26 protein-coding genes are annotated in these 26,623 nt (G+C 71.1%); 13 read left to right on the top strand and 13 right to left on the bottom strand.

Annotation, left to right across the window (positions count from 1 at the left end; all coding sequences use genetic code 11):
* Positions 1-35: 35 nt before the first annotated feature.
* Entirely contained in the window at positions 36-1,463 is a 1,428-nt protein-coding gene (gene cls, locus FQY64_RS02305; protein WP_386112821.1) for a cardiolipin synthase, read from the bottom strand.
* Between the two features lie 76 nt (positions 1,464-1,539).
* On the opposite strand from cls, the gene FQY64_RS02300 reads away from it, so the two are divergent.
* The 3 genes from FQY64_RS02300 to FQY64_RS02290 are packed head-to-tail and all read left to right on the top strand — an operon-like array spanning position 1,540 to position 4,200.
* Positions 1,540-2,622 carry a PA0069 family radical SAM protein gene (locus FQY64_RS02300; RefSeq protein WP_146472090.1) on the top strand — a complete coding sequence of 361 codons (1,083 nt, stop codon included), beginning with the start codon at positions 1,540-1,542 and terminating at the stop codon, positions 2,620-2,622.
* A gap of 52 nt (positions 2,623-2,674) precedes the next feature.
* Positions 2,675-3,775, top strand: a complete 1,101-nt coding sequence (locus tag FQY64_RS02295; protein WP_146472089.1) for a sensor histidine kinase — start codon at positions 2,675-2,677, stop codon at positions 3,773-3,775.
* Positions 3,772-4,200, top strand: a complete 429-nt coding sequence (locus FQY64_RS02290) for a response regulator (RefSeq protein ID WP_146472088.1) — start codon at positions 3,772-3,774, stop codon at positions 4,198-4,200. The genes FQY64_RS02295 and FQY64_RS02290 overlap by 4 nt, the downstream gene beginning before the upstream one ends.
* 380 nt (positions 4,201-4,580) lie before the next feature.
* On the opposite strand, the gene FQY64_RS02280 is transcribed toward FQY64_RS02290, so the two are convergent.
* Positions 4,581-5,279, bottom strand: a complete 699-nt coding sequence (locus FQY64_RS02280) for a 2OG-Fe(II) oxygenase (RefSeq protein WP_146472086.1) — start codon at positions 5,277-5,279, stop codon at positions 4,581-4,583.
* Positions 5,276-6,325, bottom strand: coding sequence for a class 1 fructose-bisphosphatase (locus FQY64_RS02275; RefSeq protein ID WP_146472085.1), 1,050 nt, complete (start codon positions 6,323-6,325; stop codon positions 5,276-5,278). Before FQY64_RS02275 ends, FQY64_RS02280 begins: the two co-directional genes overlap by 4 nt.
* 727 nt (positions 6,326-7,052) lie before the next feature.
* On the opposite strand from FQY64_RS02275, the gene FQY64_RS02270 reads away from it, so the two are divergent.
* Positions 7,053-7,925, top strand: coding sequence for a hypothetical protein (locus FQY64_RS02270; protein WP_146472084.1), 873 nt, complete (start codon positions 7,053-7,055; stop codon positions 7,923-7,925).
* A gap of 4 nt (positions 7,926-7,929) precedes the next feature.
* Here FQY64_RS02270 and FQY64_RS02265 read toward each other — a convergent pair whose 3' ends face one another.
* Entirely contained in the window at positions 7,930-8,247 is a 318-nt protein-coding gene (locus FQY64_RS02265; RefSeq protein WP_146472083.1) for a hypothetical protein, read from the bottom strand.
* A gap of 212 nt (positions 8,248-8,459) precedes the next feature.
* Here FQY64_RS02265 and FQY64_RS02260 point away from each other — a divergent pair, with 212 nt between their 5' ends.
* Positions 8,460-10,388, top strand: coding sequence for a DUF1800 domain-containing protein (locus tag FQY64_RS02260; RefSeq protein ID WP_186760826.1), 1,929 nt, complete (start codon positions 8,460-8,462; stop codon positions 10,386-10,388).
* A gap of 10 nt (positions 10,389-10,398) precedes the next feature.
* A complete protein-coding gene (locus FQY64_RS02255; protein WP_146472081.1) occupies positions 10,399-11,823 on the top strand; it encodes a DUF1501 domain-containing protein in 1,425 nt (474 codons plus the stop codon).
* A gap of 34 nt (positions 11,824-11,857) precedes the next feature.
* Here the strand turns inward: FQY64_RS02255 and FQY64_RS02250 are convergent, their stop codons facing one another.
* Together FQY64_RS02250 and phhA are read right to left on the bottom strand one after the other, a co-directional pair.
* A complete protein-coding gene (locus FQY64_RS02250) occupies positions 11,858-12,325 on the bottom strand; it encodes a hypothetical protein (RefSeq protein ID WP_146472080.1) in 468 nt (155 codons plus the stop codon).
* Positions 12,326-12,407: 82 nt separating this feature from the next.
* Positions 12,408-13,298 carry a phenylalanine 4-monooxygenase gene (gene phhA, locus FQY64_RS02245; RefSeq protein WP_146472079.1) on the bottom strand — a complete coding sequence of 297 codons (891 nt, stop codon included), beginning with the start codon at positions 13,296-13,298 and terminating at the stop codon, positions 12,408-12,410.
* A 127-nt stretch (positions 13,299-13,425) separates the two neighbouring features.
* On the opposite strand from phhA, the gene FQY64_RS02240 reads away from it, so the two are divergent.
* From FQY64_RS02240 to FQY64_RS02230, 3 genes are all read left to right on the top strand, one after another.
* Entirely contained in the window at positions 13,426-13,902 is a 477-nt protein-coding gene (locus tag FQY64_RS02240; RefSeq protein ID WP_146472078.1) for an Lrp/AsnC family transcriptional regulator, read from the top strand.
* Positions 13,903-14,119: 217 nt separating this feature from the next.
* Positions 14,120-14,626: a hypothetical protein gene (locus FQY64_RS02235; protein WP_146472077.1), complete on the top strand. Its 507-nt coding sequence runs from the start codon at positions 14,120-14,122 to the stop codon at positions 14,624-14,626.
* 9 nt (positions 14,627-14,635) lie between these two features.
* Positions 14,636-15,094 carry a DUF421 domain-containing protein gene (locus FQY64_RS02230; protein WP_146472076.1) on the top strand — a complete coding sequence of 153 codons (459 nt, stop codon included), beginning with the start codon at positions 14,636-14,638 and terminating at the stop codon, positions 15,092-15,094.
* Between the two features lie 61 nt (positions 15,095-15,155).
* Here FQY64_RS02230 and FQY64_RS02225 read toward each other — a convergent pair whose 3' ends face one another.
* Both FQY64_RS02225 and FQY64_RS02220 read right to left on the bottom strand, forming a co-directional pair.
* The gene (locus FQY64_RS02225; RefSeq protein WP_146472075.1) at positions 15,156-15,914 is read right to left on the bottom strand and encodes a ferritin-like domain-containing protein; all 759 of its coding nucleotides are present in this window, start codon (positions 15,912-15,914) and stop codon (positions 15,156-15,158) included.
* A gap of 11 nt (positions 15,915-15,925) precedes the next feature.
* Complete coding sequence (locus FQY64_RS02220; protein WP_146472074.1) at positions 15,926-17,095, bottom strand: hypothetical protein; 1,170 nt, start codon at positions 17,093-17,095, stop codon at positions 15,926-15,928.
* Positions 17,096-17,305: 210 nt separating this feature from the next.
* Here FQY64_RS02220 and FQY64_RS02215 point away from each other — a divergent pair, with 210 nt between their 5' ends.
* The 3 genes from FQY64_RS02215 (at position 17,306) to FQY64_RS02205 (ending at position 19,926) form a co-directional block, all read left to right on the top strand.
* Positions 17,306-18,814, top strand: coding sequence for an FAD-dependent oxidoreductase (locus tag FQY64_RS02215; protein WP_146472073.1), 1,509 nt, complete (start codon positions 17,306-17,308; stop codon positions 18,812-18,814).
* On the top strand, positions 18,811-19,383 hold the full coding sequence (locus FQY64_RS02210) for a diguanylate cyclase (protein WP_146472072.1): 573 nt from the start codon (positions 18,811-18,813) through the stop codon (positions 19,381-19,383). Before FQY64_RS02215 ends, FQY64_RS02210 begins: the two co-directional genes overlap by 4 nt.
* A 144-nt stretch (positions 19,384-19,527) precedes the next feature.
* Positions 19,528-19,926 carry a hypothetical protein gene (locus tag FQY64_RS02205; RefSeq protein WP_229814854.1) on the top strand — a complete coding sequence of 133 codons (399 nt, stop codon included), beginning with the start codon at positions 19,528-19,530 and terminating at the stop codon, positions 19,924-19,926.
* 3 nt (positions 19,927-19,929) lie between these two features.
* On the opposite strand, the gene FQY64_RS02200 is transcribed toward FQY64_RS02205, so the two are convergent.
* From FQY64_RS02200 to FQY64_RS02185, 4 genes are all read right to left on the bottom strand, one after another.
* Complete coding sequence (locus FQY64_RS02200; protein ID WP_146472071.1) at positions 19,930-21,060, bottom strand: hybrid sensor histidine kinase/response regulator; 1,131 nt, start codon at positions 21,058-21,060, stop codon at positions 19,930-19,932.
* Between the two features lie 174 nt (positions 21,061-21,234).
* Positions 21,235-21,804, bottom strand: a complete 570-nt coding sequence (locus FQY64_RS02195; RefSeq protein ID WP_146472070.1) for a pseudouridine synthase — start codon at positions 21,802-21,804, stop codon at positions 21,235-21,237.
* An 84-nt stretch (positions 21,805-21,888) separates the two neighbouring features.
* The gene (locus FQY64_RS02190; RefSeq protein ID WP_146472069.1) at positions 21,889-22,770 is read right to left on the bottom strand and encodes a class I SAM-dependent methyltransferase; all 882 of its coding nucleotides are present in this window, start codon (positions 22,768-22,770) and stop codon (positions 21,889-21,891) included.
* Between the two features lie 75 nt (positions 22,771-22,845).
* Positions 22,846-23,739, bottom strand: a complete 894-nt coding sequence (locus FQY64_RS02185) for a LysR substrate-binding domain-containing protein (protein WP_146472068.1) — start codon at positions 23,737-23,739, stop codon at positions 22,846-22,848.
* A 125-nt stretch (positions 23,740-23,864) separates the two neighbouring features.
* Between FQY64_RS02185 and FQY64_RS02180 the strand changes: the two genes are divergently transcribed.
* Positions 23,865-24,086, top strand: a complete 222-nt coding sequence (locus tag FQY64_RS02180) for a hypothetical protein (protein ID WP_146472067.1) — start codon at positions 23,865-23,867, stop codon at positions 24,084-24,086.
* A gap of 156 nt (positions 24,087-24,242) precedes the next feature.
* Here FQY64_RS02180 and FQY64_RS02175 read toward each other — a convergent pair whose 3' ends face one another.
* Positions 24,243-26,474, bottom strand: a complete 2,232-nt coding sequence (locus tag FQY64_RS02175; RefSeq protein WP_146472066.1) for an NADP-dependent isocitrate dehydrogenase — start codon at positions 26,472-26,474, stop codon at positions 24,243-24,245.
* Positions 26,475-26,623: the final 149 nt, after the last annotated feature.

Genomic DNA, 26,623 nt, shown 5'->3' with positions numbered 1-26,623 from the left:
CGGCGGGATTCGACCGCTGGTCGGCCGGCGCCGGCTCAGAGCACCGGCGAGACCAGCCGTGCCAGCGCCTCCGGCAGGCGCGCGCGCCACAGCGGCCGCGCGCGGTCCGGGCGCACGCGCGGGGCGTGCGCGAACTCGCCTTCGATCACCCGCGCCAGCGCGGCGGCGATGCCCGCATCGTGGAACATCACGCACACTTCGAAGTTGAGGCGGAAGCTGCGGTGGTCGAAGTTGGCGCTGCCGATCAGCGCCAGGTCGTCGTCGCACAGCAGCGCCTTGGTGTGCAGCAGACGCGGGCCGTACTGGTAGATCTTCACCCCCGCCTCCAGCAGCTCGTCGAAGTACGACCGCGTGGCGTAGGTGACGATGCGGCTGTCGCTGCGGCGCGGCACCAGCAGGCGCACGTCGAGTCCGCCGAGCGCGGCGGAGGTCAGCGCCATGCGCGCCGCCTCGCCGGGAACGAAGTACGGCGTGACCAGCCACACGCGGTGGCGCGCGGCGTGGATCGCGCCGACGTGCGCGCGGTGGATCGCCTCCCACGGCGAGTCCGGCCCCGACACCAGCACCTGCGCGGGCACGCTGCCGGGCTCCGCGTCCGGCGGCGGCAGCGCGGGCGGCGTCTGGCCGGTGGCGTAGCACCAGTCCTCCAGGAACACCAGCTCCAGCTCGCGCACCACCGGGCCTTCCAGGCGCAGATGCAGATCGCGGTAGGCGTCGTCGCGCGCGCGTTCGTCCTCCTCGTCGGTGACGTTGATGCCGCCGGTGAAGCCGACGCGGCCGTCGATCACCGCGATCTTGCGGTGCGTGCGCAGGTTCAGCCACGGCCGCTTCCACAGGCGGCGCAGGCGCATCGGGTGGAAGAACGCCACCTCGCCGCCGGCCTCGCGCAGCGGACGCAGGAAGCGCGAGCCGACATCGCTGGAGCCGACCGCATCGAGCAGCAGCCGCACCTGCACGCCGGCGCGCGCGCGTTCGACGAGCGCATCGCGCACGCGCGTGCCGATGCGGTCCGGATTGAAGATGTAGTACTCCAGATGGACCGTGCGCCGCGCCGCGGCGATCGCCTCCAGCAGCGCGTCGTATTTGGCGGCGCCGTCCACCAGCAGGCGCACGTCGCGCGCGCTGCTCGGCGGCAGTCCGGTGGTGGCCTGCGCGACGCGGGCCAGCTCCTGCGCCTCGTCGACCGGGCCGAACGCCTGCGGCAGACGCCCGCGCGAATGCTGCCGGCGCAGGCGCTGGCGGCGGATGCGCTGCGGGCCGAGGAAGTAGTAGACGACGAAGCCCACCACCGGCAGCGCCGCCAGGCTGATCAGCCAGCTCAGCGTCGCCACCGGCTCGCGCTTCTGCAGCACGATCCAGCCGCCCAGCCAGAGCACGTAGGCGATCCAGCCGAGGGTGAGATACAGGCGCAGGTCGGGGTGGTCGATCAGGGCGCGCCAGACGTCCGGCAGGGAACCCAGCAACGCGCACCTCCTGAGCGGTTCATCGGGGGCGGGCGCGGTCGCGACCGCTGCGACGCCGCGCGCGTAGGCTAGCCGGATGGACGACGCCCGCAAAGCGCAGGTTCCGATCAAGGGCCGGGGTGCGGCCTCCTGGGTGAGCGGCCGCTACGAGAAGACCGTCGCCGTCGGCGAGGACGACGGCTGGGGCTCGGTGTACGAGCCGCCGCCGCCGCATCCCGATACGCAGGTGACCGAGGAACGCGCGCGCAGCGTCATCAGCCGCAACGACTCGCCGGACGTCGGCTTCAGCCAGTCGGTCAATCCCTACCGCGGCTGCGAGCACGGCTGCGTGTACTGCTTCGCGCGGCCCTCGCACGCCTACCTCGATCTCTCGCCCGGGCTCGACTTCGAGACCCGCCTGTTCGCCAAGACCAACGCCGCCGAGCGCCTGCGCGCGGAACTGGCCAGGCCCGGCTACCGCTGCTCGCCGATCGCGCTCGGCATCAATACCGACAGCTACCAGCCGATCGAGCGCCGCTACCGCATCACCCGCGCGCTGATCGAGGTGTTCGACGCCTGCTCGCATCCCTTCAGCCTGATCACCAAGAACGCCGCCATCGCGCGCGACGTGGACGTGCTCGCGGATCTGGCGAAGCGGCGGCTGGTGACGGTGTACTTCTCGGTGACCACGCTGGACAACCGGCTGTCGGCGAGGATGGAACCGCGCGCCTCGGCGCCGCACGCGCGGCTGCGCGCGATGCGCACCCTGCACGAGGCCGGCGTGCCGGTCGGCGTGATGGTGGCGCCGGTCATTCCGATGATCACCGACCGCGAGCTGGAACGCATCCTGGAAGCCGCCCGCGCGCATGGCGCCGCCGCCGCCGGCTACGTGCTGCTGCGCCTGCCGCACGAGCTGAAGCAGGTGTTCCGCGAGTGGCTCGCGCTGCACTTCCCCGACCGCGCCGAGCACGTGATGAGCCTGATCCGGCAGATGCGCGGCGGCAAGGAGTACGACAGCGCCTTCCACACCCGCCAGACCGGCACCGGCCCGTTCGCCGAGCTGATCGCCCAGCGGTTCCGCAAGGCGCACCGTCGGCTCGGCTTCGGCCGCCTGCCGCCGCTGGACACCTCCGCCTTCGTCCCGCCGCGCCCGCCCTCGCCGCAGGGCGAGCTGTTCTAGCTCCACCGTGCGCTGGCGCGGCCGTTCGGTAGACTCGCGCGGTGTTCCCCCGGTGACGAGCGCGACCCTGATCCCCCCCAGCGTTTCCCCCGGCGCCACCGCCGCAGCCCTGCTCTCCGCGTTCCCGGCCGCGATGGCGGTGGTCGGGCTCGATCTGCGCTTCCACTACGCCAACCCCGCAATGACGCGGCTGCTCGGCGCCCGCGTCCACCCCGGCGGCGCGCTCGCGGAGGCGGTGGATGCCGAGGACGCCGACGCCCTCCGCGAACGCCTGCATGCGATCGCGCAGGCGCAGGTGGAAAGCGCCACCCTCACCCTGCGCTGGCGACGCGACGACGGCGGCGTGTTCGAGGGCGAGCTGCAGGCGGCGCCGGTGCGCGATCCGGTCGGCCGGCCCGAGGCCCTGCTGCTGCAGGTGCGCCTGCTCGACGACGCCCACGCCGCGCTGGAGGCCGCCCGCCGCCAGTTGCAACTGTTCACCGGCGCGGTGTCGCACGACCTGCGCGCCCCGCTGCGCGCGATCGAGAGCTTCGCCGCGCGCCTGGACGAGCGCTACGGCGACGCGCTCGACGACACCGGCCGCGACCACCTCGCCCGCATCCGCGCCGCCGCCGCGCGTATGAGCGGTCTGCTCGCCGGCCTCGGCGACTACGTGCGCGCCGGCCGCGCCGAACTGAGGCCCGAGCCGGTCGACCTCAGCCTGCAGGCGGAATGGGCCTGCATGGCGTTGCGCGAGCGTCATCCGCAGCGCGAGAGTCGGATCGACGTCGCGCCCGGACTGATCGCCTACGGCGACGAACGCCTGCTGCGGTTGATGCTCGAACAGTTGCTCGACAACGCCTGGCGCTTCGCGCGCGCCGACGCGCCGGTGTGCGTGAAGGTGAGCGGCGAGCGCATCGGCGACCGGCTGCGGCTCGCGATCCGCGACGAGGGCATCGGCTTCGACATGCGCTTTGCGCATAAACTGTTCGCGCCCTTCCAGCGTCTGCACGGACCGGAACAGGGCAGCGGTCACGGCCTTGGGCTGGCGATCGCGCATCGGGTCGTGGAGCGGCATGGCGGCCGGATCCGCGCGCAATCCGCGCCGGAGGCCGGCACCACGCTGTACATCGACCTTCCCGCCGAACCGGGCGCCATGGACGCGACGCGATGAACCGCGAAATCCTGCTGGTCGAAGACAATCCGGACGATGTCGAACTCACCCGGCTCGCGTTCGAGGAAGCGCAGGTCGCCAACACGCTGACCGTGGTGCGCGACGGCGCCGAGGCGCTGGATTACCTGTTCGCCCGCGGCCGCTACGCCGATCGCGACCCGCAGGACCTGCCCTCGCTGGTGCTGCTGGATCTCAACCTGCCCAAGCTCGACGGCCGCGAAGTGCTGCAGGCGATCCGCAACGACGAGCGGACCCGCGCGCTGCCGGTGGTGGTGCTCACCACCAGCGCCGAACCGTTCGACGTCGAGGCGAGCTACACACTCGGGGTCAACAGCTACATCCAAAAGCCGGTGGACTTCAACCAGTTCGTCTGGGCGGTGAAGCAGGTCGGCCTGTACTGGCTGGTGCTGAACCAGCCGCCCTGAGCGTAGCCCCGTACCAAGGGATTCGAGCGAGGCTGCGTCGCGGTCGATGACGCCGCCTGCGTGCTGCGTGCGCTACCAGGCCGCAACAGGGCGCGGCGTGGCGGCCGCCCCTCCTCCTGCGAAGGCCGGGGGAGGCGGACGATGCGGCTCAGCCGGCGCGGCGCGCCGCGATTGCCGACGTCCGGTTTGCAGCCTACCCATCGCCCGGTCTGCCGCTTCCCTGTCCCCGGTTCCCAGTTCCCGGTTCCCGGTTCCCGGTTCCCAGTTCCCGGTTCCCCGTTCCCCGTTCCCGGTTCCCGGTTCCCCGTTCCCGGTTCCCGGTTCCCCGTTCCCCGTTCCCCGTTCCCCGTTCCCCGTTCCCCGTTCCCCGTTCCCCCACCCTACCCCCCGAACAACGCCTCCGCGCGCTGGAACAGGATCCAGCTCGTGGCGATGTACTTGTCGCCGCCCTTCGGCCGGTTGCCGCGGTGGGTGTGGGTGAACGCGGCCGGGGCGATCAGCAGGCTGCCGGTCTTCGGCGCGATCCTGCGTTGCTGGTACAGGAACTCGGTCTCGCCCTCGCCGAAGCCGTCGTTGAGATAGACGGTCCACAGCAGGTGGCGGTGCAGCGTTTCCGCGCCGCGGTCGCGCGGGTACAGCTCGCAATGCCAGTACGGATAGCCACCGCGGTCGGCGGTGTAGCGCTGCAGGTTGATCGCGCCGGGCCGGAACACGGCGCGCACGACCTCGGCGAGGGCCTCGTCGGTCATCGCCTGCAGGCGCTCCGGCGTGAGCCGGTGGCGGCGGCCGTCGGCGTCCGCGGTTTCCAGCATCAGCGGCGCGATCAGCGTGTGCGGATAGCGGCGGATGTAGGCCAGCAGCCCGCGCAGCATCGCCGCGTTGAGCCGGCCTTCGGCCTCCTGCCATTCGGGACGGCCGCTGATGGTGAGATCGGCGCTGTCCTTCAGCTCGGGCATCACGCCGCTGCCGACGCGGCCGGGCGTGGCCGCGCCGCTGCGTTCGAAGGCGTCGATCAGGCGGCCGCAGAACGCGGCGTCGAGCGCGTCGGGATAGACCTCGATGAAGTCGCCCGCGCTCATGCGGCGGGGCGGGTCCGCGCGGCGTCGTGCTCGGTGTGGTAGCGCACCGCGGTCTCGACCTCGCGCTTGCTGCCGAGGAACACCGGCACGCGCTGGTGCAGGTGCTTCGGCACCACGTCGAGCATGCGCTCGCGCCCGGTGCTGGCGGCGCCGCCGGCCTGTTCCACCAGCAGCGCCATCGGATTGGCTTCGTACATCAGCCGCAGCTTGCCGCCTTTCTCGGCGCACTTGGCGTCGAGCGGATAGCTGAAGATGCCGCCGCGGGTGAGGATGCGGTGCACGTCGGCGACCATGCTCGCCACCCAGCGCATGTTGAAGTCCTTGCCGCGCGGGCCTTCCTTGCCGGCCAGCAGGTCGGCGACGTAGGCCTGCATCGGCGGCTCCCAGAAGCGCTGGTTGGACATGTTGACCGCGAATTCCTTCGTCTCCTCCGGAATCCGCAGATGGCGCGCGGTCAGCATGAAGCTGCCGACCTCGCGGTCGAGGGTGAACGCGTGCGTGCCGTGGCCGACGGTGAGCACCAGCATCGTGCTCGGGCCGTACACGGTGTAGCCGGCCGCCACCTGCGCGTGGCCGGGCTGCAGGAAGTGGCTGTCGTCGGGCCGCGTCACGCCTTCGGGGCAGCGCAGCACCGAGAAGATGGTGCCGACGGAAATGTTGACGTCGATGTTGGAGCTGCCGTCGAGCGGATCGAACAGCAGCAGGTAGTTGCCGCGCGGGTAGACGTCGGGGATCGGCTGCGCGTGGTCCATCTCCTCGGAGGCGAGCCCGGCCAGATGGCCGCCCCAGGCGTTGGCCTCGAGCAGGATCTCGTTGGAGAGCACGTCGAGCTTCTTCTGCGCCTCGCCCTGCACGTTGATCTGCGCCGCGCCCTGGCCGGCATCGCCGAGCACGCCGCCGAGCGCGCCCTTGCCGACCGCGATCGAGATGGTCTTGCACGCGCGCGCGACCACTTCGATCAGCAGCCGCAGTTCGGCGTTGATGTGGCCGGCGCGTTCTTCCTCGATCAGGAAACGCGTGAGGGAAACGGGAGCGGTGGACGACATCGGCGGGCCTCGATATGCCTGGTACGCCGGCTAGCGTAATGAGATGAGCTGCACGGAACAATCCAGCAGGCAACGCCATTCCGGAGTCGCCCCGAGAAGGGCTTGTACAAAGGAGAGTACGACATGCGAAAGGTATCGAAGTATGGTCTGTGCCTTGCCGCCATTTGCTGTGTGACTTTGGCCCAAGCAGCAGGTGCCCCCTCACAACCCGAACGAATCGCTCCGACGGCGGTGCCGAGCGCGGAAATGGCGATGGCACCAATTCGAACTCAAAGGGAGCTGTACGAGCACCTTGCTCTACTCGAACGATCCAACTCCCCCCGCTCAGAAAACTGTCGCCTGCCGCCCGCGCACGGTTTGTGCGATCGTTGCAGTTCAATGAAAGAGGCTTAACGTCAGCAGATACCAGGGATCTGGTCGCGGGGCTCTCAGCGGCTGACGTATACCGCGTTCTCAGACTCTTTGGCGCGCAGCATCTTACGACGCGATTGCCAGGCGTCCGGTTCGTGACGGCTGAAGATCAAATGCTGCGGACAGCTTTCTGGCGCGGCGATGATCTCTGCAATATTCAAACGCCTGACGGGGCTGGTTGCACAGGCGATTATCCAGGCTACTACTGCGAAGCCAAAGGCACCTGCAAAAGTTCGCCGGGCTATATTTGTACCCGCAACTGCCGAGAGCGGAGGGGGCGTGTCAGCCCCCTCCTCTGCTAACTTGCGAAACGAGCATGTACGTATCAGCCTCGCTTTACACGCTGCTCCTGACGATTACCACTGCCAGCGATCCACTGGATGCCGTACTCGCAGCTCAGCAGGAAGGAATGACACTGGCAAGTCAAGGAAAGATCAGCGAACGCGACGAACGGTTGCGTATCTCGGAAACATACGACCGCGTCTTCGGTCCATTGCCGGAGCGTTTCCAGGAGCTACCCTCCGAGCAGTTGACGGCTCGTTATCGTGCAGCTGAACTCATTGCGCACTACACGCTCGACCCGGCGCGCATCGATCACGCCGAATCGATCGCGGCCGAACTGGACCGGCGCGGCAGCGTCGGGCGCGAGGACCGGCGACGCTTCCTTGCGGCCGCCTGGTTGGCGGTGCGGCGGGAGGATCGCGCCAGAGCGCTGCTGGGCGCCGATGCCGACACGGTGCCCCGTTTGCGGCTGTTGCCGCAGCAGCACGGACCATCGGTCCTGCGTACGGAGGAAGAGGGGCGGGTGCTGGTCCAGGAGCCGTTCGAGACCGCTGGGTTGCGGCTGGTCGTGGTGGTGCACCCGCAATGCGGATACTCGCGCGAGGCGCTCGCCGCGCTGGAGAACGATCCGGCGTTCGAATCCCTGCGTAGCCACGTGCAGTTGCTCGTGCCGCAGGAACCGCGCTTGTCGTTCGCCGACATCGCCGCATGGAACGCCCGGCACACGATACCGATGCGCGTCGCCTTCGACCGGGAACGGTTCGACTGGGTCGATAGCTGGGCAACGCCAACGTTCTATCTGCTGCGCGATGGTCGGGTGGTCGGCAGGATCGCCGGTTGGCCCGGTCAGCACGGCAACCGGGATGCTTTGCTGGCCCTCTGGCGAAGCACCGGCCGGAGCCCGTGAGGGCTCAGGCCACCTTTTGCGACATCGATCGCGAGGCCTGGCGGCGCACCATCGCGGCCAGGGTGGCGCGCGCCATCGACAGCATCATCAGCGGCGCGTCCGGTTCGGCGGTCATCAGCACGCGCTTGGCGGCGTCGACGGTGTCGGCGGCGACCGCGGCGCCTTCGGCGTCGAGCAGCACGCGCAGGCTGCGGGCGTGCGCGTCCAGGCGGCGCTCGAGGTCGGGAATCGAGCCCACGCCCGCGCAACGGACGACCTGGGCCATGGTCGCTTCGAGCGAGCTCAGTTCGTGCAGCAGTTCATCGGCGCTGATGTTGTCCATGAGGGAATGCTCCGCACCGGCGGTCGCATGAGGTGAGACCGATCGTGGGGGGGCTGCCGTGAGTGGGCGGTGTAAGCGGAGCCGTCCGTCCGTCGGCCGGACGAACGGCGGCGATCGCGTGAACTTCCGTAAAAGCGTGACGGCGGGCGATTCGCGACTGTCGCGCCGCGCCGCGCGGGCCTATGCTCGGCCGCGTCTGGGGAGACGTCACCATGATCCGAGAGCCCGCGCGCCGGACGGCGCCGTTCTGCCATCGCGACGATCCCGCGCCGTTGCGGGTGTCCGCCCTGTCGTCGCCGCCGGCCGCCGCGCCGGCGATCGTGCATGCCGAGACGCCCGCGCGGCGGGCCTACGCGCAGCGGATGCTGGCCGCGCGCTACGGCGACGGCGTGCGCATCGCGGCGCAGCGCTTCGCGCCCGCGGCCGAGCCGCCGCCCGCCGCCGCCGCTCACGCCGCAAGGGCGGACGCCGGCGCGGCGGCATCGGCTCCGCGTCCGACCGCAACGCGCGGCGCGCCGTCGCTCGGCCGCCTGTCGCAGGCCGAGCTGCTGACGCTGCCGCGGCCGCCGTTCGCGGTGCGCATGCTCAACCAGCTCAGTTGGGGGCCGACCCGCGAGAGCATCGCCGAGTTCGAAGCGATGGGCGGCAACGACCTGCAGCGCCTGCGCAACTGGGTCGACTGGCAACTGGCGTGGTCGGCGATCGACGACGGCGCGGTCGATGCGCGCCTGGCGTCCGCCGGCTACGTCACGCTCGGCAAGCCGCTCACGCAACTGTGGAGCGAACATGCGGCGGTGACGGACGACTACGAGCTGCGCATGCGCCCGGCGCGCGAGGTGCAACGCGCCACGTTCGTGCGCGCGGTGTTCTCGCGCCGGCAACTGCTGGAGCGGATGGTCGAGTTCTGGCACGACCACTTCAACGTCACCTGCACCGACTACAGCGCAGGCCCGGTGTACGCGCACTACCACCGCGACGTGATCCGTGCCCATGCGCTGGGCAACTTCCGCGCGATGCTGGAGGACGTCGCCAAGTCGACGGCGATGATGTACTACCTCGACAACATCGCGAACACGCGATCGGGGCCGAACGAGAACTTCGCGCGCGAGCTGCTGGAGCTGCACACGCTCGGCGCGATGCATTACCTCGGCTTCACCGATCCGTTCCAGGTGCCGCCGGATCCGGACGATGCGAATTATCCGGCCGGCTACACCGACATCGACGTGTACGAGACCGCCGCCGCGTTCACCGGCTGGAGCGTGAAGAACGGCCACTGGCAGTTCCCGTCCGAGAACGACGGCACCTTCGTGTACCGGCAGATGTGGCACGACGCCGGCCCGAAGTTCGTGCTGGGCCGGCTACTCAATCCCGAGCAGCCGGCGATGAAGGACGGCCGCGACATCCTCGACCGCCTCGCCAGCCATCCCGGCACCGCGCGCTTCGTCTGCACCAAGCTGATCCGCCGCTTCGTCACCGATGCGCCGCCGGCGGCGCTGGTGCGCAGCGCCGCGGCGGTGTTCCGCGAGCACTGGCAGGCGCCGGACCAGATCGCGCGGGTGATGCGGCACATCCTCACCAGCGATGCGATGTACAACGCCTGGGGCCAGAAGCAGAAGCGGCCGATCGAGGCGGTCGTCGCCGCGCTGCGCGCCAGCGGCAGCGGGCTGACGCTGCGCGTGGGCCACAACCGCTCCAACGAGCTGATGTGGAAGCTGGGCTTCACCGGCCACCTGCCGTACGAATGGCCGGCGCCGAACGGCTACCCCGACCGCGCGCAGGACTGGTCCGGCGCCAACACCTACGCGATGACGTGGGAACTGCTCGGCTGGCTGACCGAGGCCAAGGAGGACGACGGCACGCCGCTGCTGCCGATCCTGCAGATCAGCCGCAGCGAGGTGCCGACCTGGACCGCGAGCGCGCTGGTGGACTACTGGTGCCGGCGGCTGCTGGGCTACCTGCCCGACCCCTCGCGACGGCAGACGCTGATCCGCTTCATGGCGCAGAACGGCGATCCGGACAGCTACGTGATCGGCGACACCGAGACGTGGGTGAGCGGCGATCTGAAGCGCCACTACAACCAGTCGCGCCTTCGCAGCATGGTCGCGCTGATCCTGATGTCGCCCGAATTCATGAGCCGCTGAGGAGACGCCGATGTCGACCCTCTCCGAAAGCCGTCGCCGTTTCCTGCAGGGCTGCTGCGCGACCGCGGCGCTGGGCGCGGTGGGCCCCACGCTGCTGTTCACCCGCGACGCGCGCGCGGCGTCCAATTCCTACGACACGCTGGTGTTCGTGTTCCTGCGCGGCGGGCTCGACGGGCTGAATTTCGTCGTCCCGCTGTCCGGCGCCGATCGCGGCTTCTACGAACAGGCGCGCCCGAACCTGATGATCGCCACCTCCGGCACCTACGGCGCCTTGCCGCTGACGCTCGCCGGCGGCAGCGCGACCGGCTTCGGCCTGCATCCTTCCGCCACCGGCCTGCGCGACATCTGGAACGCGGGGCAACTGGCGATCGTGCACGCCTGCGGGCTCACCACCACGATCACGCGCAGCCACTTCGATGCGCAACTCGCGATCGATCTGGGCACCGTCGGCCAGGGCGGCGGCGTGGGCTGGCTGGCGCGGGCGATGAACACCCAGCCGGGCCTGGACGCGGGCGACACGATGCCGGCGCTCGCGGTCAACAGCCGGCAACCCGCGAGCCTCAACGGCACCACGCAGGCGCTCACGCTCAGCCGTCCGGGCGAGTTCGCGGTCGATTCCACCGCCTACGCCTGGCGCATCAAACGGCCCGACTCGCCGGCCGGCCTGCTCGGCGTGCAGGATCTGCTGCCGACCCTGTGGGGCGGCCCGACCGGACTGGAGAGCGCGGGCGGCCGTGCCAACCAGGCGCTCGCGGTGGTGGCCCGGCAGACCTATCAGCCGCTGCCCGCGGGCTGGCCGACCGGCACGTTCGCCGAGCAACTGTGGACAGTGGCGCAGTCGATCCAGTTCGACCTCGGCCTGCGCTACGCCACGGTCGACCTCGGCGGCTGGGATACCCACGACGGCCAAGGCACGGCCGGCAGCGGCTACCACTACTACCAGAACAAGATCGCCGAGCTGTCCGCGGCGCTGGCCGCGTTCCACAACGCCCTCGCCGCCAGCGGCCATCTCGGTCGGGTGACCGTGGTCGTGCCGAGCGAGTTCGGCCGCCGCGTGCGGCAGAACGCCAACAACGGCACCGACCACGGCTACGGCAACCCGGTGCTGGTGCTGGGCGGCGCGGTGAACGGGCGGCGCTTCTTCGGCACCTGGCCCGGCCTCGACCCCGACCTGCTGTCGGCCACCTACGGCGACCTGCCGGTGACCACCGACCACCGCCGCGTGCTGTCCGAGCTGCTGATCCGGCGCATGGGCAACCCCCACCTGTCGGCGATCTTCCCCGGCTACGGCGGCTACAGCCCGCTCGGCCTGGTGCAGGGCGCGGACCAGGCGCCGCGCAGCCTGCCGGTGGCCTCCGGCCTGCCGGCGGCGACCGGCCGCCAGTGGCATCACCAGCCGCGGCTGCGGCCGGCGCGGGGCCGGCGCGAGCCGTGAGCGCGAAGGCGCGGGCGCCGGCGCCCGCGGCCGCTCAGCAGAACAGATCGAGGAAGCAGTCGTCGTCCGGCGCCGGCGGCGGCGGCGCGACGCAGCGGCCGCCGTCCATCAGGAAACCGGGCGCGCAGTGGTTGCTGGTCGCGGCCGTGGTGCGGCAGCGGCCGTCGATGTAGTTGCAGGCGTAGGGGCTGCAATCGTCGGTGACGCCGCGGCCGTTGACCGAGGTGGTCGGGGTGGCGCAACTGAACTCGGTGGCGGCGCGCATGTCGCGCAGCGCGGCCTCGAGCGTCGCGACCCGGCCTTCCAGCGCGCGGTTCTTCTTGGCGAGCTGCATCACCCGGCGCTCGAGCAGTTGCTGACGATCGACCACCGCGGCGGGCGACACCGGCGAGGCGGTGGCCGGGCGCAGGCCCTGCACGGGACGCACGACCTGCTGCGCGGGCGCGCTGCCGGCGGCCAGCGCGAGCGCGCACGCAAGGCCGAGAATGAGGGAACTGCGCATGACGCCTCCTGGCGGGACGGGACGCGTCACCATCGTGCAGGCGCCCGCCTGCTGTCCACGCCGTCCGTCGGAAGGGGCGCGCTCAGACGTCGCCGTCGGCCAGCCAGCCCTCGCCGGTGCCGCGGTGGAACACGCGGTCGGAATCGAGCACCTCGCCGGCCGGGATCGACGGCAGCTGCGCCAGCCGCGCGTAGATCGGCGCGAAGTCGGGGCGGGTGGCCTCGAACAGCTGCTCGAAGCTGTCGATCACGAAGTAGGTCTTCTGGTAGGTGTCGATCCGGTAGCGCGTGCGCATGATCCGCTCCAGATCGAAGCCGATGCGGTTGGGCGCGTCGCTCTCCAGGCAATGGATGCTCTCGCCCTTGGAGCTGACGATGCCGCTGCCGTAGATGCGCAGGCCCTCGGCTTCGCGGATCAGGCCGAATTCCACCGTGTACCAGTACAGGCGGGTGAGGTTCACCAGCGCGTCCTGGCCGATGCCGTGCGCCTTCACCCCGCCGCGGCCGTAGGCCTGCATGTAGTCGGCGAACACCGGGTTCATCAGCAGCGGCACGTGGCCGAACAGGTCGTGGAACAGGTCCGGCTCGCTGAGGTAGTCGAGCTGCTCCGGCTTGCGGATCCACCACGTCACCGGGAAGCGCCGGTGGGCGAGGTGGTCGAAGAACGTCAGCTCCGGCAGCAGGCCTTCGACGCCGACCAGCTCCCAGCCGGTGGCGCGCCGCAGATGGACGTTCAGATCCTCGAAGCGCGGGATGCGGTCGGCGCTCATCCGCATCGCTTCCAGCGCGCGCAGGAACTCGCCGCTGGCGCGGCCCACCAGCAGCTCGCGCTGGCGCGCGAACAGAGTGGCCCAGACGCCGTGGTCGGTCTCGCTGTAGCCGTCGTACGGCTGCTCGACCACGGCCGTGGTGTAGACCGGCACGTAGCCCTTGTCGGTGAGCTGGTGTTCGACGCGCTTGGGCGTGGCGTTCATGGCGGCGGTCCTGCGACGGATGCGATCCACTGTACGACCGCGGCCGTGCAAGGAGCTTGCATTGTTGTGGCCGAGGCGACCGGACATGCAATATTCGTGCGCATCCGGTCGCGTTGGAGAAACGGACATGCGCCCCGTCACCCTGGACCGCACCGACCTGCTGCTGCTGGCCGCCCTGCAGCGCGAGGGGCGGCTGACCAACGCCGAGCTGGCCGAGCGGGTGCACCTGTCGCCCTCGGCCTGCCTGCGCCGCGTGCAGCGGCTGGAGCGCGAGGGGGTGATCGCCGGCTACCGCGCCGAGCTCGACCCGGAGCGGCTCGGCCTCGGCCTGCAAGCGTTCGTGCGCGTGCAGCTCGCCCGCCACGATGCCGAGAGCGTCGCCACCTTCGCCGCGCACGTCGAAGCCTGCGAGGAAGTCACCGCCTGCTACGCGCTCACCGGCGAGATGGACTACCTGCTGCACATCGTGGTGCGCGACCTCGAACACTTCTCGCGCTTCCTGCTCGACGGCCTGCTCGGCCGCGCCGGCGTCGCCGACGTCAATTCCAGCTTCGTGCTGCGCACGGTGAAGGCGTACCGCGGACTGCCGCTGCCGGCGCGCTGAGGCGCACCAGCCGGCACGCCGGCGAGTTTCGCTCCATGACCCATGATGTTCCGACGTGCCGATCGAAGCGGCTTCGGCCGCGACCGGGACCGGCGCGGGCGGGCGGCCGCGGCTGGAGCCTACAGCGGTAGCTGCGTCGATGCCGACGAGGCCGCGCGGATTCACCCGTCTTTGCCGCCGGCGGGCGTAGAACGGCTCGACCGTAGGAGGGCCGGCGATGACGCGGTTCAAGACGATCGGCAGCCTGCAACTGCACGAGGACCTGGCGCACGAGCGGCGCGAGTGGAAGCTGCAGCGCGTGGGCTGGGCGCTGATGGCGCTCGCCCTGCTGGCCGCGGTGCTGGGGCTGTTCGGTCACGGTCCGCTGAGCGAGACCGCGAGCGCCAGCGCCGACGGCGCGCTCACCGTGCGCCATCAGCGTTTCGAGCGCTACCAGGCGCCCAGCGAATACGACATCGGCGCGCTGCCGGCGCTCGCCGCCGGCGGCGTGCTCGTCCTGCGCGTGGAACCGGCGCTGCTTGCGCGCATCGAGATCGAGCGCTTCGAGCCTGCGCCGCAGCAGGTGCGTGCCGACGGCGAGGCGCTGCTGTTCGCGTTCGCCACGGTGCCCGGCAAACCGGCGCGGGTGCGGATGTTCTTCCGGCCCAAGCGGTTCGGGCCGCTCGTGGCGAGCCTCGCGGTCGGGCCGCAGCGGCTCGACTTCCGTCAGTTCGTCTATCCCTGAGGTGCCGCGATGGATTCGGTGCTGCGCGCGCTGGTGGTGTACGCGTTCCTGCTGATCGTGTTCCGCATCGCCGGCAAGCGCACGCTGGCGCAGGCGACCAACTTCGAGCTGGTGCTGCTGCTGATCATCTCCGAGACGGTGCAGGAAGCGCTGGTCGATCAGGACCATTCGGTCACCAACGCGTTCCTGCTGGTGGTGACGCTGGTCGGCACCAGCCTGCTGCTGTCGGTGATGAAGAACCGCTGGCCGGCGGTGTCGAAATGGCTCGACGGACTGCCGGTGGCGGTGGTGCGCAGCGGGCAGCCCGACCGCGAGCTGATGCGCGAGCTGCGGGTGGACGACGACGACGTGCTGTCCTCGGCGCGGCGTCAGGAGGGCGTGGAGCGGCTCGACCAGATCGAGCACGCGGTGGTCGAGGAGAACGGCGAGATCTCGGTCGTCGTGCGGCGCAAGAAGGGCGGCGGCTGAGGCCGGCGCGGCGGCCGCGCGCGGCCGCGATCCGGCGACCGGATCGCGGCGCGGCCGGGAGCTATTCGCTGCCGCCCAGGTGCGCCGATTCCTCAAGCGCGGTCGCAAGCCAGCCGCGCACCGTCGCTTCGTGCCGGTTCTCGGCCGCAAGCGCGGCGGCGAAACGCTCGGCCAGCTCGTCCTGGCCGAAGCCCTCGATGAGCTGGATCAGCAGCTCCCACGAGGCCACGTCGATCAGCTCCGCCGACAGCAGCGTCTGCAGCGCCTGCGCCACCGTGGTGCGCGGATCGGACATCACCTGGAACAGGCCCATGCTCTGCACGCCGGTGACGTCGGCGCACGGCGTCTGCGTGGTGGGATCGCCGCCGAGCTTCTCGATCGCATCGCTCAGCATGGCGAAATGCGCGGCCTCCTCGTCGCGGATCTCCTGCAGCGCCGCCAGCGTCATCCCCTTCGGCAGCGCGGTTTCCGAGGACATCTTGAGGATCGCGGCGTCGTACAGCCGGGTGCCGGACCGCTCGTACGCGGCGCGCTCGCCGAGCTTGTCCAGCAGCACGTGCAGCTTGTTGCCGGCCAGCGCCTGCGCGGCGCTGCCGAACATGCCGCGCAGGTTGGTCGGCGGCGGCACCGAGCCGACCGGTTCGGCCTCGGCGCGGTAGTCGCTGCGCAGGGTGTCGGCGTCGATGCCGGCTCCGGCCTCGTGCGTGGAGGTGCGAAGCTGGTCCTGCAGCTCCATCGCTTCCATGAGCTCGCCGGCGTCGATCGGCGAGGCCTTCATGCCGGTGCGGTTGCTGCCGAGGGTGATGTCGCGCTGATGCATGAGCTGTCTCCTCAGGCGGCCTGGTTGAGGGGGGAAAGTTCGGTGCCGGGGCGGTAGACGTAGCCCTGCGCCACCGCCTCGCTCGGCGAGCCGTCGGCATTGATGTGCTGGCGATAGGCGCGCGAGGCCTCGCTCTCCTGGTCGAGCGGCACGATCTCCTCGCGGTTGGCGCGCAGGTCGACCTCGGCGAGCAGCGTTTCGCGCACGAAGTCGCGCTGGCTCGCGAACGGGATCGGGTCCGGCAGCGTCTCCGGCAGCAGCTCGGCCGGATCGCGGCGCTCGTAGCGCTTGCACAGGTCCATCACGAAGCGGAGCTGGCCCATCTCGTAGTCGAGCATGCGTTCCCAGAGCGCCTTGATGCGCGGGTTGGTCTCCTGCTGGACCGCGCCGTAGTAGTTGTAGACCTCGTTGAGCTCGTGCAGCAGCCACTGCTCCATCCAGCTCTGGTGCGGATCGAGCAGCGACTCGTACTGGGTCACGTGCTGCTCCTCGATCGAGGCGATCTCCGCGTACAGCAGGCGGGCGACCGGATCGGTGAACAGCGGCCCGATGTTCATGTAGTAGTTGTGCGTCTGCTGTTCGGCGGCGGTGATCGTCAGCGCGTGCAGCTTGGAGAGCGGATGCGCGGTGGCGGCATCGAACGGGGTGCGCAGATCGTCCTCGGGCGCGCGGTGCTCGATCACCGTCGGCCGGCCCGGCAGGATGTCGGTGTAGCACTGCAGGATGTTGTTGGCGTCCTTGCCCTCCAGCCGGTCGAGCATCGCCGAGTAGCGGTAGAGGTGATCGAAGTCCTCCAGCAGTCCGAAGCGGTACACCTGCGCCAGATACGGATCGGGCTCGCGCTGCGCCACCGCGGCGGTGACCTCGATGGCGACCTGCTCGTAGGCGATGGTGGTTTCCAGCGGCGAGTGATCGGCGCCGATCAGCCAGTTGATCATCGTGTGCTGGTGCTGTTCGATGCGCCGCAGTTGCGCCAGCGGCACACGCAGCTCCTGGTTGTTGCGCGCGTACGCGTGCGAGAACCGCAGCGCCTCTTCCTCCAGCCCGTTGAGCAGGATGATGCGCACGCGGGTAAACGCGTCGTCGTCCAGCTTGCTGATGGGCTGCTGCACCATGTCGCGCCAGGTGAAGCGCTGGCGGTCGATGGAGCAGCCCTTGATGTCGTTGAGGCTGAGGGGCATCGGGGCTCTCCTGTGGCGTGATGACGACGGGGGGCGTCGAAAGGGCGAAGCACGCCGCGTGCCATGTCCTGCGGCAGGCGCACGCGCGCCACCGCCGGGCTTCGCCGCCGCCGCCGCGGAAAATCTGCGTGGGCAAGGCAAGAATTGCCGGCGTGGCGGGTGCGCGGCGCCCTCACGCGTCCTTGAGTGCGCGCCGCCCACAGTCGGGCCATGAGCACCGCACCCTCCGAGTCGATCTGGCTGGCGCGGCGCCGCGCGCCGATCCTGCCCGAGCTGCACGACACCCACGCCGACGTGTGCATCCTCGGCGCCGGCATCGCCGGTCTGACCTGCGCGTTGTGCCTGCTGCAGGAAGGCCGCCAGGTGCGCGTGCTGGAGCGCGAGGCGATCGGCGCCGGCGAGACGTTGCGCACCAGCGCGCATCTGGCCAATGCGCTGGACGACCGCTTCTGGCAACTGGAGGAATGGTTCGGCGAGGACGGCGCGCGGCTGGCGGCGGAAAGCCACGGCGCGGCGATCGACTGGATCGACCGCTTCGTGCGCGCGCGCGGCCTCGACTGCGGATTCGCGCGCGTGGACGGCTACCTGTTCGCGCACGGCGCGCCGCCCGAGGAACTGGATCGCGAGCACGCCGCGGCGCGCCGCGTCGGTCTGCGCGTGGAACGGCTGGACGCGGGACTGCCGGGCGTTCCGCTCGGACCCGCGCTGCGCTTCGCCGACCAGGCGCGGCTCGACATCGACCGCTACCTCGATGCGCTGGCCGGCGCGGTGCGCGAGCTGGGCGGGCGGATCGAACGCGCCAAGGCGGTCGCGGTCGAAGGCGGCGACACGCCGCGGGTGGAGCTCGACGACGGTCGCACGCTGCACGCGCGCGCGGTGGTGGTGGCCACCAACGTGCCGTTCCACGAACGCGTGCCGGTGCACACCAAGATCGAGCCGTATCGCACCTACATGATCGAGGTCGAGGCCGAACGCGGCGCGGTGCCGGACGCCCTGCTGTGGGACAGCGGCGATCCGTACCACTACATCCGCTGGGTCGGCGACGCGCTGATCGTCGGCGGCGAGGACCACAAGGTCGGTCAGCCGGAAGGCGAGGCCGTGCTGGAGCCCTACCAGGCCCTCTACGACTGGGCGTGCGCGCACGTGCCCGGCGTGCGCGCGCTGCGGCGGCGCTGGTCGGGCCAGATCATCGAGCCGGTGGACGGGCTGGCGTACATCGGCCGCGATCCCGGCCATGCCGAGAACGTGTTCGTCGTCACCGGCGATTCCGGCAACGGCCTCACCCACGGCACCCTGGCCGGCCCGCTGATCGCCGCGCTGGTGCAAGGCGAGGCGCATCCCTGGGCCGAGCTGTACGACCCGCGGCGCAAACCGGTGCGCGCCGCGCGCGAGTGGACGCGGGCCAACGTCAACGTCGCCGCGCAGTTCCTCGACTGGCTGCGCGGCGGCGAGGCGCCGGACGTGCAGGCGCTCGCGCCCGGCGACGGCGCGGTGATCCGCGACGGCATCCATCGCGTGGCGGTGCACCGCGACAGCGCCGGGCATCTGCACGCGTTCAACGCGCGCTGCCCGCACATCGGCTGCGCGGTGCACTGGAACGCGCGCGAAACCACCTGGGACTGCCCCTGCCACGGCTCGCGTTTCGCTGCGGCCAGCGGCGAGGTGCTCAACGGCCCCGCGCCGCACGGACTGGAGCCGGTGCGCCCGCCGGCGCCGTGAGCACCGAGGCGCTGCTGCTCGCCGCGCTCGCCTGGGCGGTGTACCCGGCCTGGCTGCTCGCCGGCGCGCTCGACTTCGTCTGCCACCGCGCGATGCGGATCGAACGCAACGCGGGCACGCGCGAATCGGGCTGGCATCTGGTCCAGCTCGCGCTGGTCGGCGTGCCGATCGTGCTGGGGCTGTTCCTCGAGATCACCGCGCTGCTGCTCGCCATCGCGTTGGCCGCGCTGGTGCTGCACACGCTCGCCGCCTACGCCGACACCCGCGTGGCGGCGGCGCGGCGCGCGATCCCGCCGTTCGAGCAGCACGTGCACGCGGCGCTGGACGCGCTGCCGGCGGTGGCGTTGGGCATCGTCGCGGTGCTGCACTGGCCGCAGGCGGCGGCGCTGGCCGGCCTCGCCGACGGCGACTGGACGCTGCGTCCGCGCGCGACGCCGTTGCCGTGGACGGCGGTCGCGGCGGTGCTCGGCCCGGCGTTCGTCCTTGCGATCGTGCCGGCGTGGCTGGAGTGGCGGCGATGCCGCCGGTTCGCACTGGCGCGCCAGGTCGCGGGCGATCGCCGCACGTGAGGCATCACGAGGCGCGGAAGGGCTGGAGCGAGCCGCCGCGGCCGGCGTTCAGCGCCGAGCCGGCGGCGCGCCGCACCGCTCACGGGGCTTGAACGGCGCAGGATCGAGACTCGGGCCGAATCCCTCCGACCTGCAGGTGAGCCCATGAGCAGACTGCACTCGATTCCCGACCGCGCGCTGGAACTGGCGCACAGCGTGAGCGCCAATCTCAAGGACGCGATGCCGCACGCGGGCGACTGGATCAAAACCGGTGCCGCGCTGGGCGCGGTGCGCGGCGGTGCGCGCGTGGCGGGCGGCTTCGTGCGCCGCCATCCGGTGGCGCTGGCGGCCGCGGTGGTGGGCGCCGGGGCGCTGTGGTACTGGGCCCGCAAGCGCGCGCAGCGCGCCCAGGACGCGCACGAGGGCGAGGCGATCGAAGGCCGCTCGCGGCGCGTGGAGGCGCGGCGCACCGGCGCGCGCCGGCGCAGCGCAACCGAGACCCACGCAGGCTACGCCAAGCCCAACGGCGGCGAGCGCGCCGAGAGCGCGTCGGCTTCCTCCTGAGGCTCAGGCGGTGTCGGCGGCGGCGGCGGCCGGGGTCTCGGCCGGCACGCTGGCCGCCGGCAGTTCGATCACGAACAGCGCGCCGCCGCCTTCGCGCGGCTCGTACCAGAGCTGCCCGCCGCCGTCCTGGATGATCTGCTTGGCCAGCGACAGGCCCAGGCCGCTGGAGCCGTCCTCGCGCGCGCCTTCGTGCAGGCGCACGAACGGGCGGAACAGTTCGCGCTGGCGCTCCGGCGCGATGCCGGGGCCGCGATCGGCCACCACCAGTTGCCAGTAGCCCGGCGCGCCGGCGCGGCCGGCCAGCAGCAGCGGGCCGCCCGGCGCGTACTTCATGGCGTTGGTCACCAGGTTCTCGGCGACCTGCCGCAGCACGCGCTCGTCGATCGCCACGCCGGCCTCCGCCGGCGCGTGCGTCACCTCGACGGTGATGCCGTGCGCCTCGAGCTGCATCTCGTAGCGGTCGACCAGCCAGTCGATCACCGTGTTGAGCGAGCAGGCGCGGCGCTCCTGGCGATGCACGCGCCCGGCCTGACGTTCCAGGTAATGGCGGATGTAGCCCAGCGCGTCCTTGGCGCTCTCGTGGATCATCTGCAGGTAGCGCGGCATGCGCTCCGGCTTGCAGGCGTTGTTGCGCAGCACATCGCTGGCGAACAGCACGCTGGTGAGCGGATTCTTCAGGTCGTGCGCGACCAGGTTGACCAGCTCCTCGCGCTCGCGCGCCACGCGCTCGAGGCGGTCGCGGGTGAGCTTCAGGCCGATGTGCGCGTTCACCCGCGCCAGCAGTTCCTCGGGCAGGAACGGCTTGGTGACGTAATCGACGGCGCCGGCGTCGAACGCGCGCGGCAGCAGGTCGTGATCGTGCGCGGCGGTGACGAACACCACCGGCACGTTCAGCGGCTCGGGCGAGGCGCGCAGCGCGGCCAGCACATCGAAGCCGTCCATGCCCGGCATCATCATGTCCAGCAGGATCAGGTCCGGCCGCTGCTCGCGGTAGCACTGCAGCGCCTCGGTGCCCGAATAGGCCGCGATCACCTCGTAGCCGTGGCGCGCCAGCAGGGTGCTGACCACACGGACGTTCGCCGACTGGTCGTCGACGACGAGGATGCGGCCGGGGGAGATCGCCGGAGTGGTCATTCGTGCGCGCGGAACCTGCCGCGGGAGCGGGCTCGAAGGAGCGCCGATCACGCTAGCAGAAATCCCACGGCAATGTGAGCGCCGCTTGGCCCTATTCCCGGTCGATGAACCGTTTAGGCGGCGTTTGCGCGGTGCGAACGGCCCGGCGCAGCTGCGTCAACGAAGTCGGCGCCGTCATCCGCGCGCCGGACGCCTCCGTGCGCGCACGTCGTCCAGCGCGCGCCAGTGGCCCGGGGGCAGATCGCCGAGCGCGTGCGGCCCGATCGCGACCCGCACCAGCCGCAGCGTCGGCAGTCCCACCGCGGCGGTCATCCGGCGCACCTGGCGGTTGCGTCCTTCGGTGAGCGTGATCGCAAGCCACGCATCCGGCACGGTCTTACGGAAGCGCACGGGCGGGTCGCGCGGCCACAGCGCGGGCGGCGCGATCGCGCGCACCTGCGCCGGCCGCGTCGGCCCGTCGTTGAGCACGACGCCACGGCGCAGCGCATCGAGCTGCGCATCCTGCGGCGTGCCTTCGACCTGCACCCAGTACGTCTTCGGCTGCTTGTGGCGCGGATCGGTGAGCCGGTGCGCGAGCGCGCCGTCGTCGGTCAGCAGCAGCAGGCCCTCGCTGTCGAAATCCAGCCGTCCGGCCGGATACACCCCGGCCGGCAAGCCGAACTCCGCCAGCGTCCGCCGCGGCGGCGTGCCGCGGTCGGTGAACTGGCACAGCACGCCGTAGGGTTTGTTGAGGGCGAGGAGCATGGGGCGGCAAGCGGGAAGGGGCGTCGGGACTCGTCGGTACACCCGCCAGCGCGGACGCTACCGCACCGCGTCCACCCCTATTCCCTATTCCCTATTCCCGGTTCCCGGTTCCCGATTCCCGCCCCCCGGCTTGCGGAACCTCAACGTCATCCGGTCGCTCTCGCCGATCGCGCGGTACTTCTCGGCGTCCTGGGGGTCGTGGCGGTTGGTGGGCGGCAGGGTCCACACGCCGTTCGGGTGGTCCTTGGTGTCCTTCGGGTTGGCGTTGATCTCGCTGCTGCCGTCGAGCACGAAGCCGGCGGCCTGCGCCATCGCGATCACCTGCGCCTCGCCGACGTAGCCGCTGCGGTCGTCGGCCGGCACGTCGCCCTTGGCGCGGTGCTCGACCACGCCGAGCACGCCGCCGGGTTTCAGCACGTCGAAGAAGCCCTTGAACATCGCTTCGGCGTAGCCGCCCGAGCGCCAGTTGTGGACGTTGCGGAAGGTCAGCACGACGTCGGCCGAGCCCGGCGGACCGAACACCGGCCGCTTCGGATCGAACGCGATCACGCGCGCGCGGTCGTAGCGGGCCGGATCGGCGGCGATCTTGGCCTCGAGCTGGGTGCGTGCGTTGGCGTAGTAGGTCCGCGCCCGCTCGTTGTCCTGGCTGGCCGGGTCGACCACGGCCGCTACGTACCGGCCCTGCTCGCGCAGGTAGGGCGCGAGGATCTCGGTGTACCAGCCGGTGCCGGGGGTGATCTCGATGACGGTCTGGTCGGGGCGCACCAGGAAGAAGCTCAGCGTCTCCTTGGGGTGGCGGTGGACGTCGCGGGCGACGTTGGCCGGGTCGCGCCAGGCGCCGGCGATCGCGGCGTCGAGCGCGGCGCCGGTGGCGTTGCTGACCATCGGTTCGCGGGTGGCGTCGGTGGCGCAGCCGGCGGCGGCGGCGAGCGCGACGGCGAGCAGCGCGAGGGGCAGGCGGTTCATGCGGCACTCCTTCGGCAGGGGCGCCAAGGGTAACGTTCCGGCGGCGGCGGCCACGTGTGCCGGACGGCCTGCGGCTCAGCCCTGGCGGGCGGCGTAGGCGCGCGCCTGCTCGTGCAGCCAGTCGCGGAACGCGAGCAGGCCGCGATGATCGGCCGAGCGCGGCGGGTAGACGAGGTAGTGCGCGTAGTCGGTGCGCAGACGCAGTTCGCTCAGCGGCACCAACTGCCCGTGCTCGACCAGCAGCCGGGCGCGCACCATGCGCGCCAGCGCCACCCCCATGCCTTCCACCGCTGCGCGGTGCATCGTCTCGGAGTCGTCGAAGTGGGCGACGAAGCGCGCCGGCACCGCGCCGCCGACGCGGGCGAACCAGTCCTGCCACTGGTGGCCGGGATCGCCCAGCAGCGGCCAGCGGGCCAGCGCCGCCGGCGTCTCGGGCGGCCCGCCCATGCGCTCGATCAGGGCGGGGCTGGCGACCGGCGCCAGCGTCTCGTCGAACAGATGCTCCACGATCAGCCCGGGCCAGCGGCCGCGGCCGCTGCGCAAGGCGGCGTCGATGCCGGGCTCGCGGTCGAAATCGACCAGCGCCGAGCTGGACAGCAGGTTGACCTCGAGCTGCGGATGCTCGGCCAGGAAGCCGCCCAGCCGGGGCACCAGCCAGACCGAGGCCATCGAGGCCATCAGGCTGATCGTCAGCACCTCGTCGCGGCGCGGGCTGAACGGGCGCAGCGCATGCTCCAGCGCGTCCAGATGCGGGGCGATGCGTTCCAGCAGACGCTCGCCGTCCGGCGTGGGCCGCACCCCGCGCGATCCGCGCTCGAACAGACGCACGCCCAGCCGCTCCTCCAGCGTGCGGATCTGGTGGCTGAGCGCGCTGACCGTCAGATGCAGGGATTCGGCCGCGCGCGTGAGGTTGCCGCTGCGGGCGGCGGCGGCGAAGCCGATCAGGGCGTGGAGCGGGGGGCGGTTCACCGGAGCGGCAGCCTTGAGCCAGATCGAACGCTTGCTTGCAAACGTATCGCTTTTTGCTTGGCCCGGACAGCCATAGCTTGTCCTCCACTCAACTAGCGGCACGGCCGCGAGGCGTGGAGACCCCCATGAAAGCCAGCGAACTGTACAAGGGCATGCTCGTCCTGCAGGGCCACATCGTGCGCCCCTCCGACCTGGAGCCGGCCCCGGCCTCGCGCGCGGCGATCCGCCACCGGCCCGCGCGCCCGCTCTGGCGGGCGGTACGGGACGCGCTGGTCGTGCTGGGCGGCCGGCCGATGCACGCCGGCCACAATCTGGACGTGGAAGAGCCGTTCGAGCTTTCGCGCTGATCGCGGCGAAATACGTGGAGCCTCAACTTCGTCGCCCCGGCGAAAGCCGGCGCCCATCACGCTTGCGGTGACTTCCCGAAAGGGGCCCCGGCGTGCACCGGGACGACGAACGAAAAAGCCCGCCGGGGCGGGCCTTTCCGGAGCCGTTGTGATCGCTCAGCGCGCCAGCGCGGCGAGCGCGGCGTTGAACGTCGCGCTCGGCCGCATCGCCGCGGCGAGCTTGCTCGGATCGGGGCGGTAGTAGCCGCCGATGTCGACCGGCCGGCCCTGCACCGCGAGCAGCTCGTCGAGGATGGTCTGCTCGTTCTGCGCCAGACGCTGCGCGAGCGGCGCGAACCGCGCCTTCAGCTCGGCGTCCTCGTCCTGCTCGGCCAGCGCCTGCGCCCAGTACAGCGCGAGGTAGAAGTGCGTGCCGCGGTTGTCGAGGCCGCCGACCTTGCGCGCCGGGGCGCGGTTCTCGTCGAGGATGCGGGCATTGGCGCGGTCGAGCGCGTCGGCCAGCACCTGCGCGCGCGCGTGGCCGTAGCGCTGGGCCAGATGCTCGAACGACGCCGCGAGCGCGAGGAACTCGCCGAGCGAATCCCAGCGCAGGTAGTTCTCCTCGACGAACTGCTGCACGTGCTTGGGCGCGCTGCCGCCGGCGCCGGTCTCGAACAGGCCGCCGCCGGCCATCAGCGGCACGATCGACAGCATCTTCGCCGAGGTGCCGAGCTCGAGGATCGGGAACAGGTCGGTGAGGTAGTCGCGCAGCACGTTGCCGGTCACCGAGATGGTGTCCAGGCCCTGGCGGAGGCGCGCCAGCGAGAACTTCATCGCCTCCACCGGGCTCAGGATGCGGATGTCCAGCCCGCTCGTGTCGTGCTCCTGCAGGTACTGCTCGACCTTGGCGATGAGCTGCGCGTCGTGCGCACGCTCGCGGTCGAGCCAGAACACCGCCGGGGTGTTCGACAGCCGCGCGCGGTTGACCGCGAGCCTGACCCAGTCGCGGATCGGCGCGTCCTTGGTCTGGCACATGCGCCAGATGTCGCCGGCCTCGACCGCGTGCTCGAACAGCACGTGGCCGGCGTCGTCGACCACGCGCACGGTGCCGGCGGAAGCGAGCTGGAAGGTCTTGTCGTGCGAGCCGTACTCCTCGGCCTTCTGCGCCATCAGGCCGACGTTCGGCACACTGCCCATGGTCGCCGGATCGAACGCGCCGTTCGCCTTGCAGTCGTCGATCACCGCCTGGTAGATGCGCGCGTAGCTGCGGTCGGGGATCACCGCCTTGGTGTCCTGCAGCTCGCCGTTGGCGTTCCACATCCGCCCGCTGTCGCGGATCATCGCCGGCATCGAGGCGTCGACGATCACGTCGCTCGGCACGTGCAGGTTGGTGATGCCCTTGTCGGAGTTCACCATCGCCACGCTAGGGCCGCGCGCGTACACGGCGGCGATGTCGGCCTCGATGGCCGCGCGCGTGGCTTCGTCGAGTTGCGGCAGGCGCGCGTACAGATCGCCGATGCCGTTGTTCGGGTCGAAGCCGATCTTCTCCAGCACCGCGGCGTGCTTCTGCAGCGCCTCGCGGTAGAAGCGCTCGACCACCACGCCGAACATGATCGGGTCGGAGACCTTCATCATGGTCGCCTTCAGATGCAGCGAGAACAGCACGCCCTGCGCGCGCGCATCGTCGATCTGCGCATCGACGAACCGCGCCAGCCGCTGCGTGCTCATCACCGCGGCGTCGACCACCTCGCCGGCCTGCACCGTCACCTTCGGCTTCAGCACGGTCACCGTGCCGTCGGCGGCGACGTGCTCGATGCGCAGCGCGCCCGCCTGCGCGATCGTCGTGGATTTCTCGCTGCCGTAGAAATCGCCGCCGTCCATGTGCGCGACGTGCGACTTCGACTCCGCGCTCCACGCGCCGAGGCGATGCGGATGCTTGCGCGCGTAGGCCTTCACCGAGGCCGGGGCGCGGCGGTCGCTGTTGCCCTCGCGCAGCACCGGGTTGACCGCGCTGCCCTTGACCCGGTCGTAGCGCGCCTTGATCTCGCGCTCCTCGTCCGTCTTCGGCTCTTCCGGATAGTCGGGCAGCGGGTAGCCCTGCGCCTGCAGTTCGCGGATCGCGGCCTTGAGCTGCGGCACCGAGGCGCTGATGTTCGGCAGCTTGATGATGTTGGCGTCCGGCGTCTTGGCCAGCTCGCCGAGTTCGGCCAGGTCGTCGCTCACGCGCTGCGCGTCGGACAGGCGCTCGGGGAACTGCGCCAGGATGCGCCCCGCGAGCGAGATGTCGCGCGTCTCCACCGCGATGCCGGCGGTGGCGGCGAACGCCTGCACGATCGGCAGCAGCGAGGCGGTCGCCAGGAACGGCGCTTCGTCGGTGAGGGTGTAGAGGATCTTCGGCGTGTCGGACATTGCGGTCTCGCGGGAAGGCGGGAGGGCAGCGCGGACCGGGCGCGGCAGGGCGCCTGCGCGGTCGCGATGGGAGGCCCGCATTTTCGCGGTTTGCGCAGCACGCGGCAAAGCGCCGACGGTCATGTGCGTTGCACGCACGCGCATGAGCG

This window comes from Vulcaniibacterium thermophilum (genome assembly GCF_007923255.1).
In the GTDB taxonomy this organism is placed as follows: domain Bacteria; phylum Pseudomonadota; class Gammaproteobacteria; order Xanthomonadales; family Xanthomonadaceae; genus Lysobacter_F; species Lysobacter_F thermophilum.
Note: the sequence above shows the minus strand (reverse complement) of the source record. Positions and strands in the feature narration are given on the sequence as shown.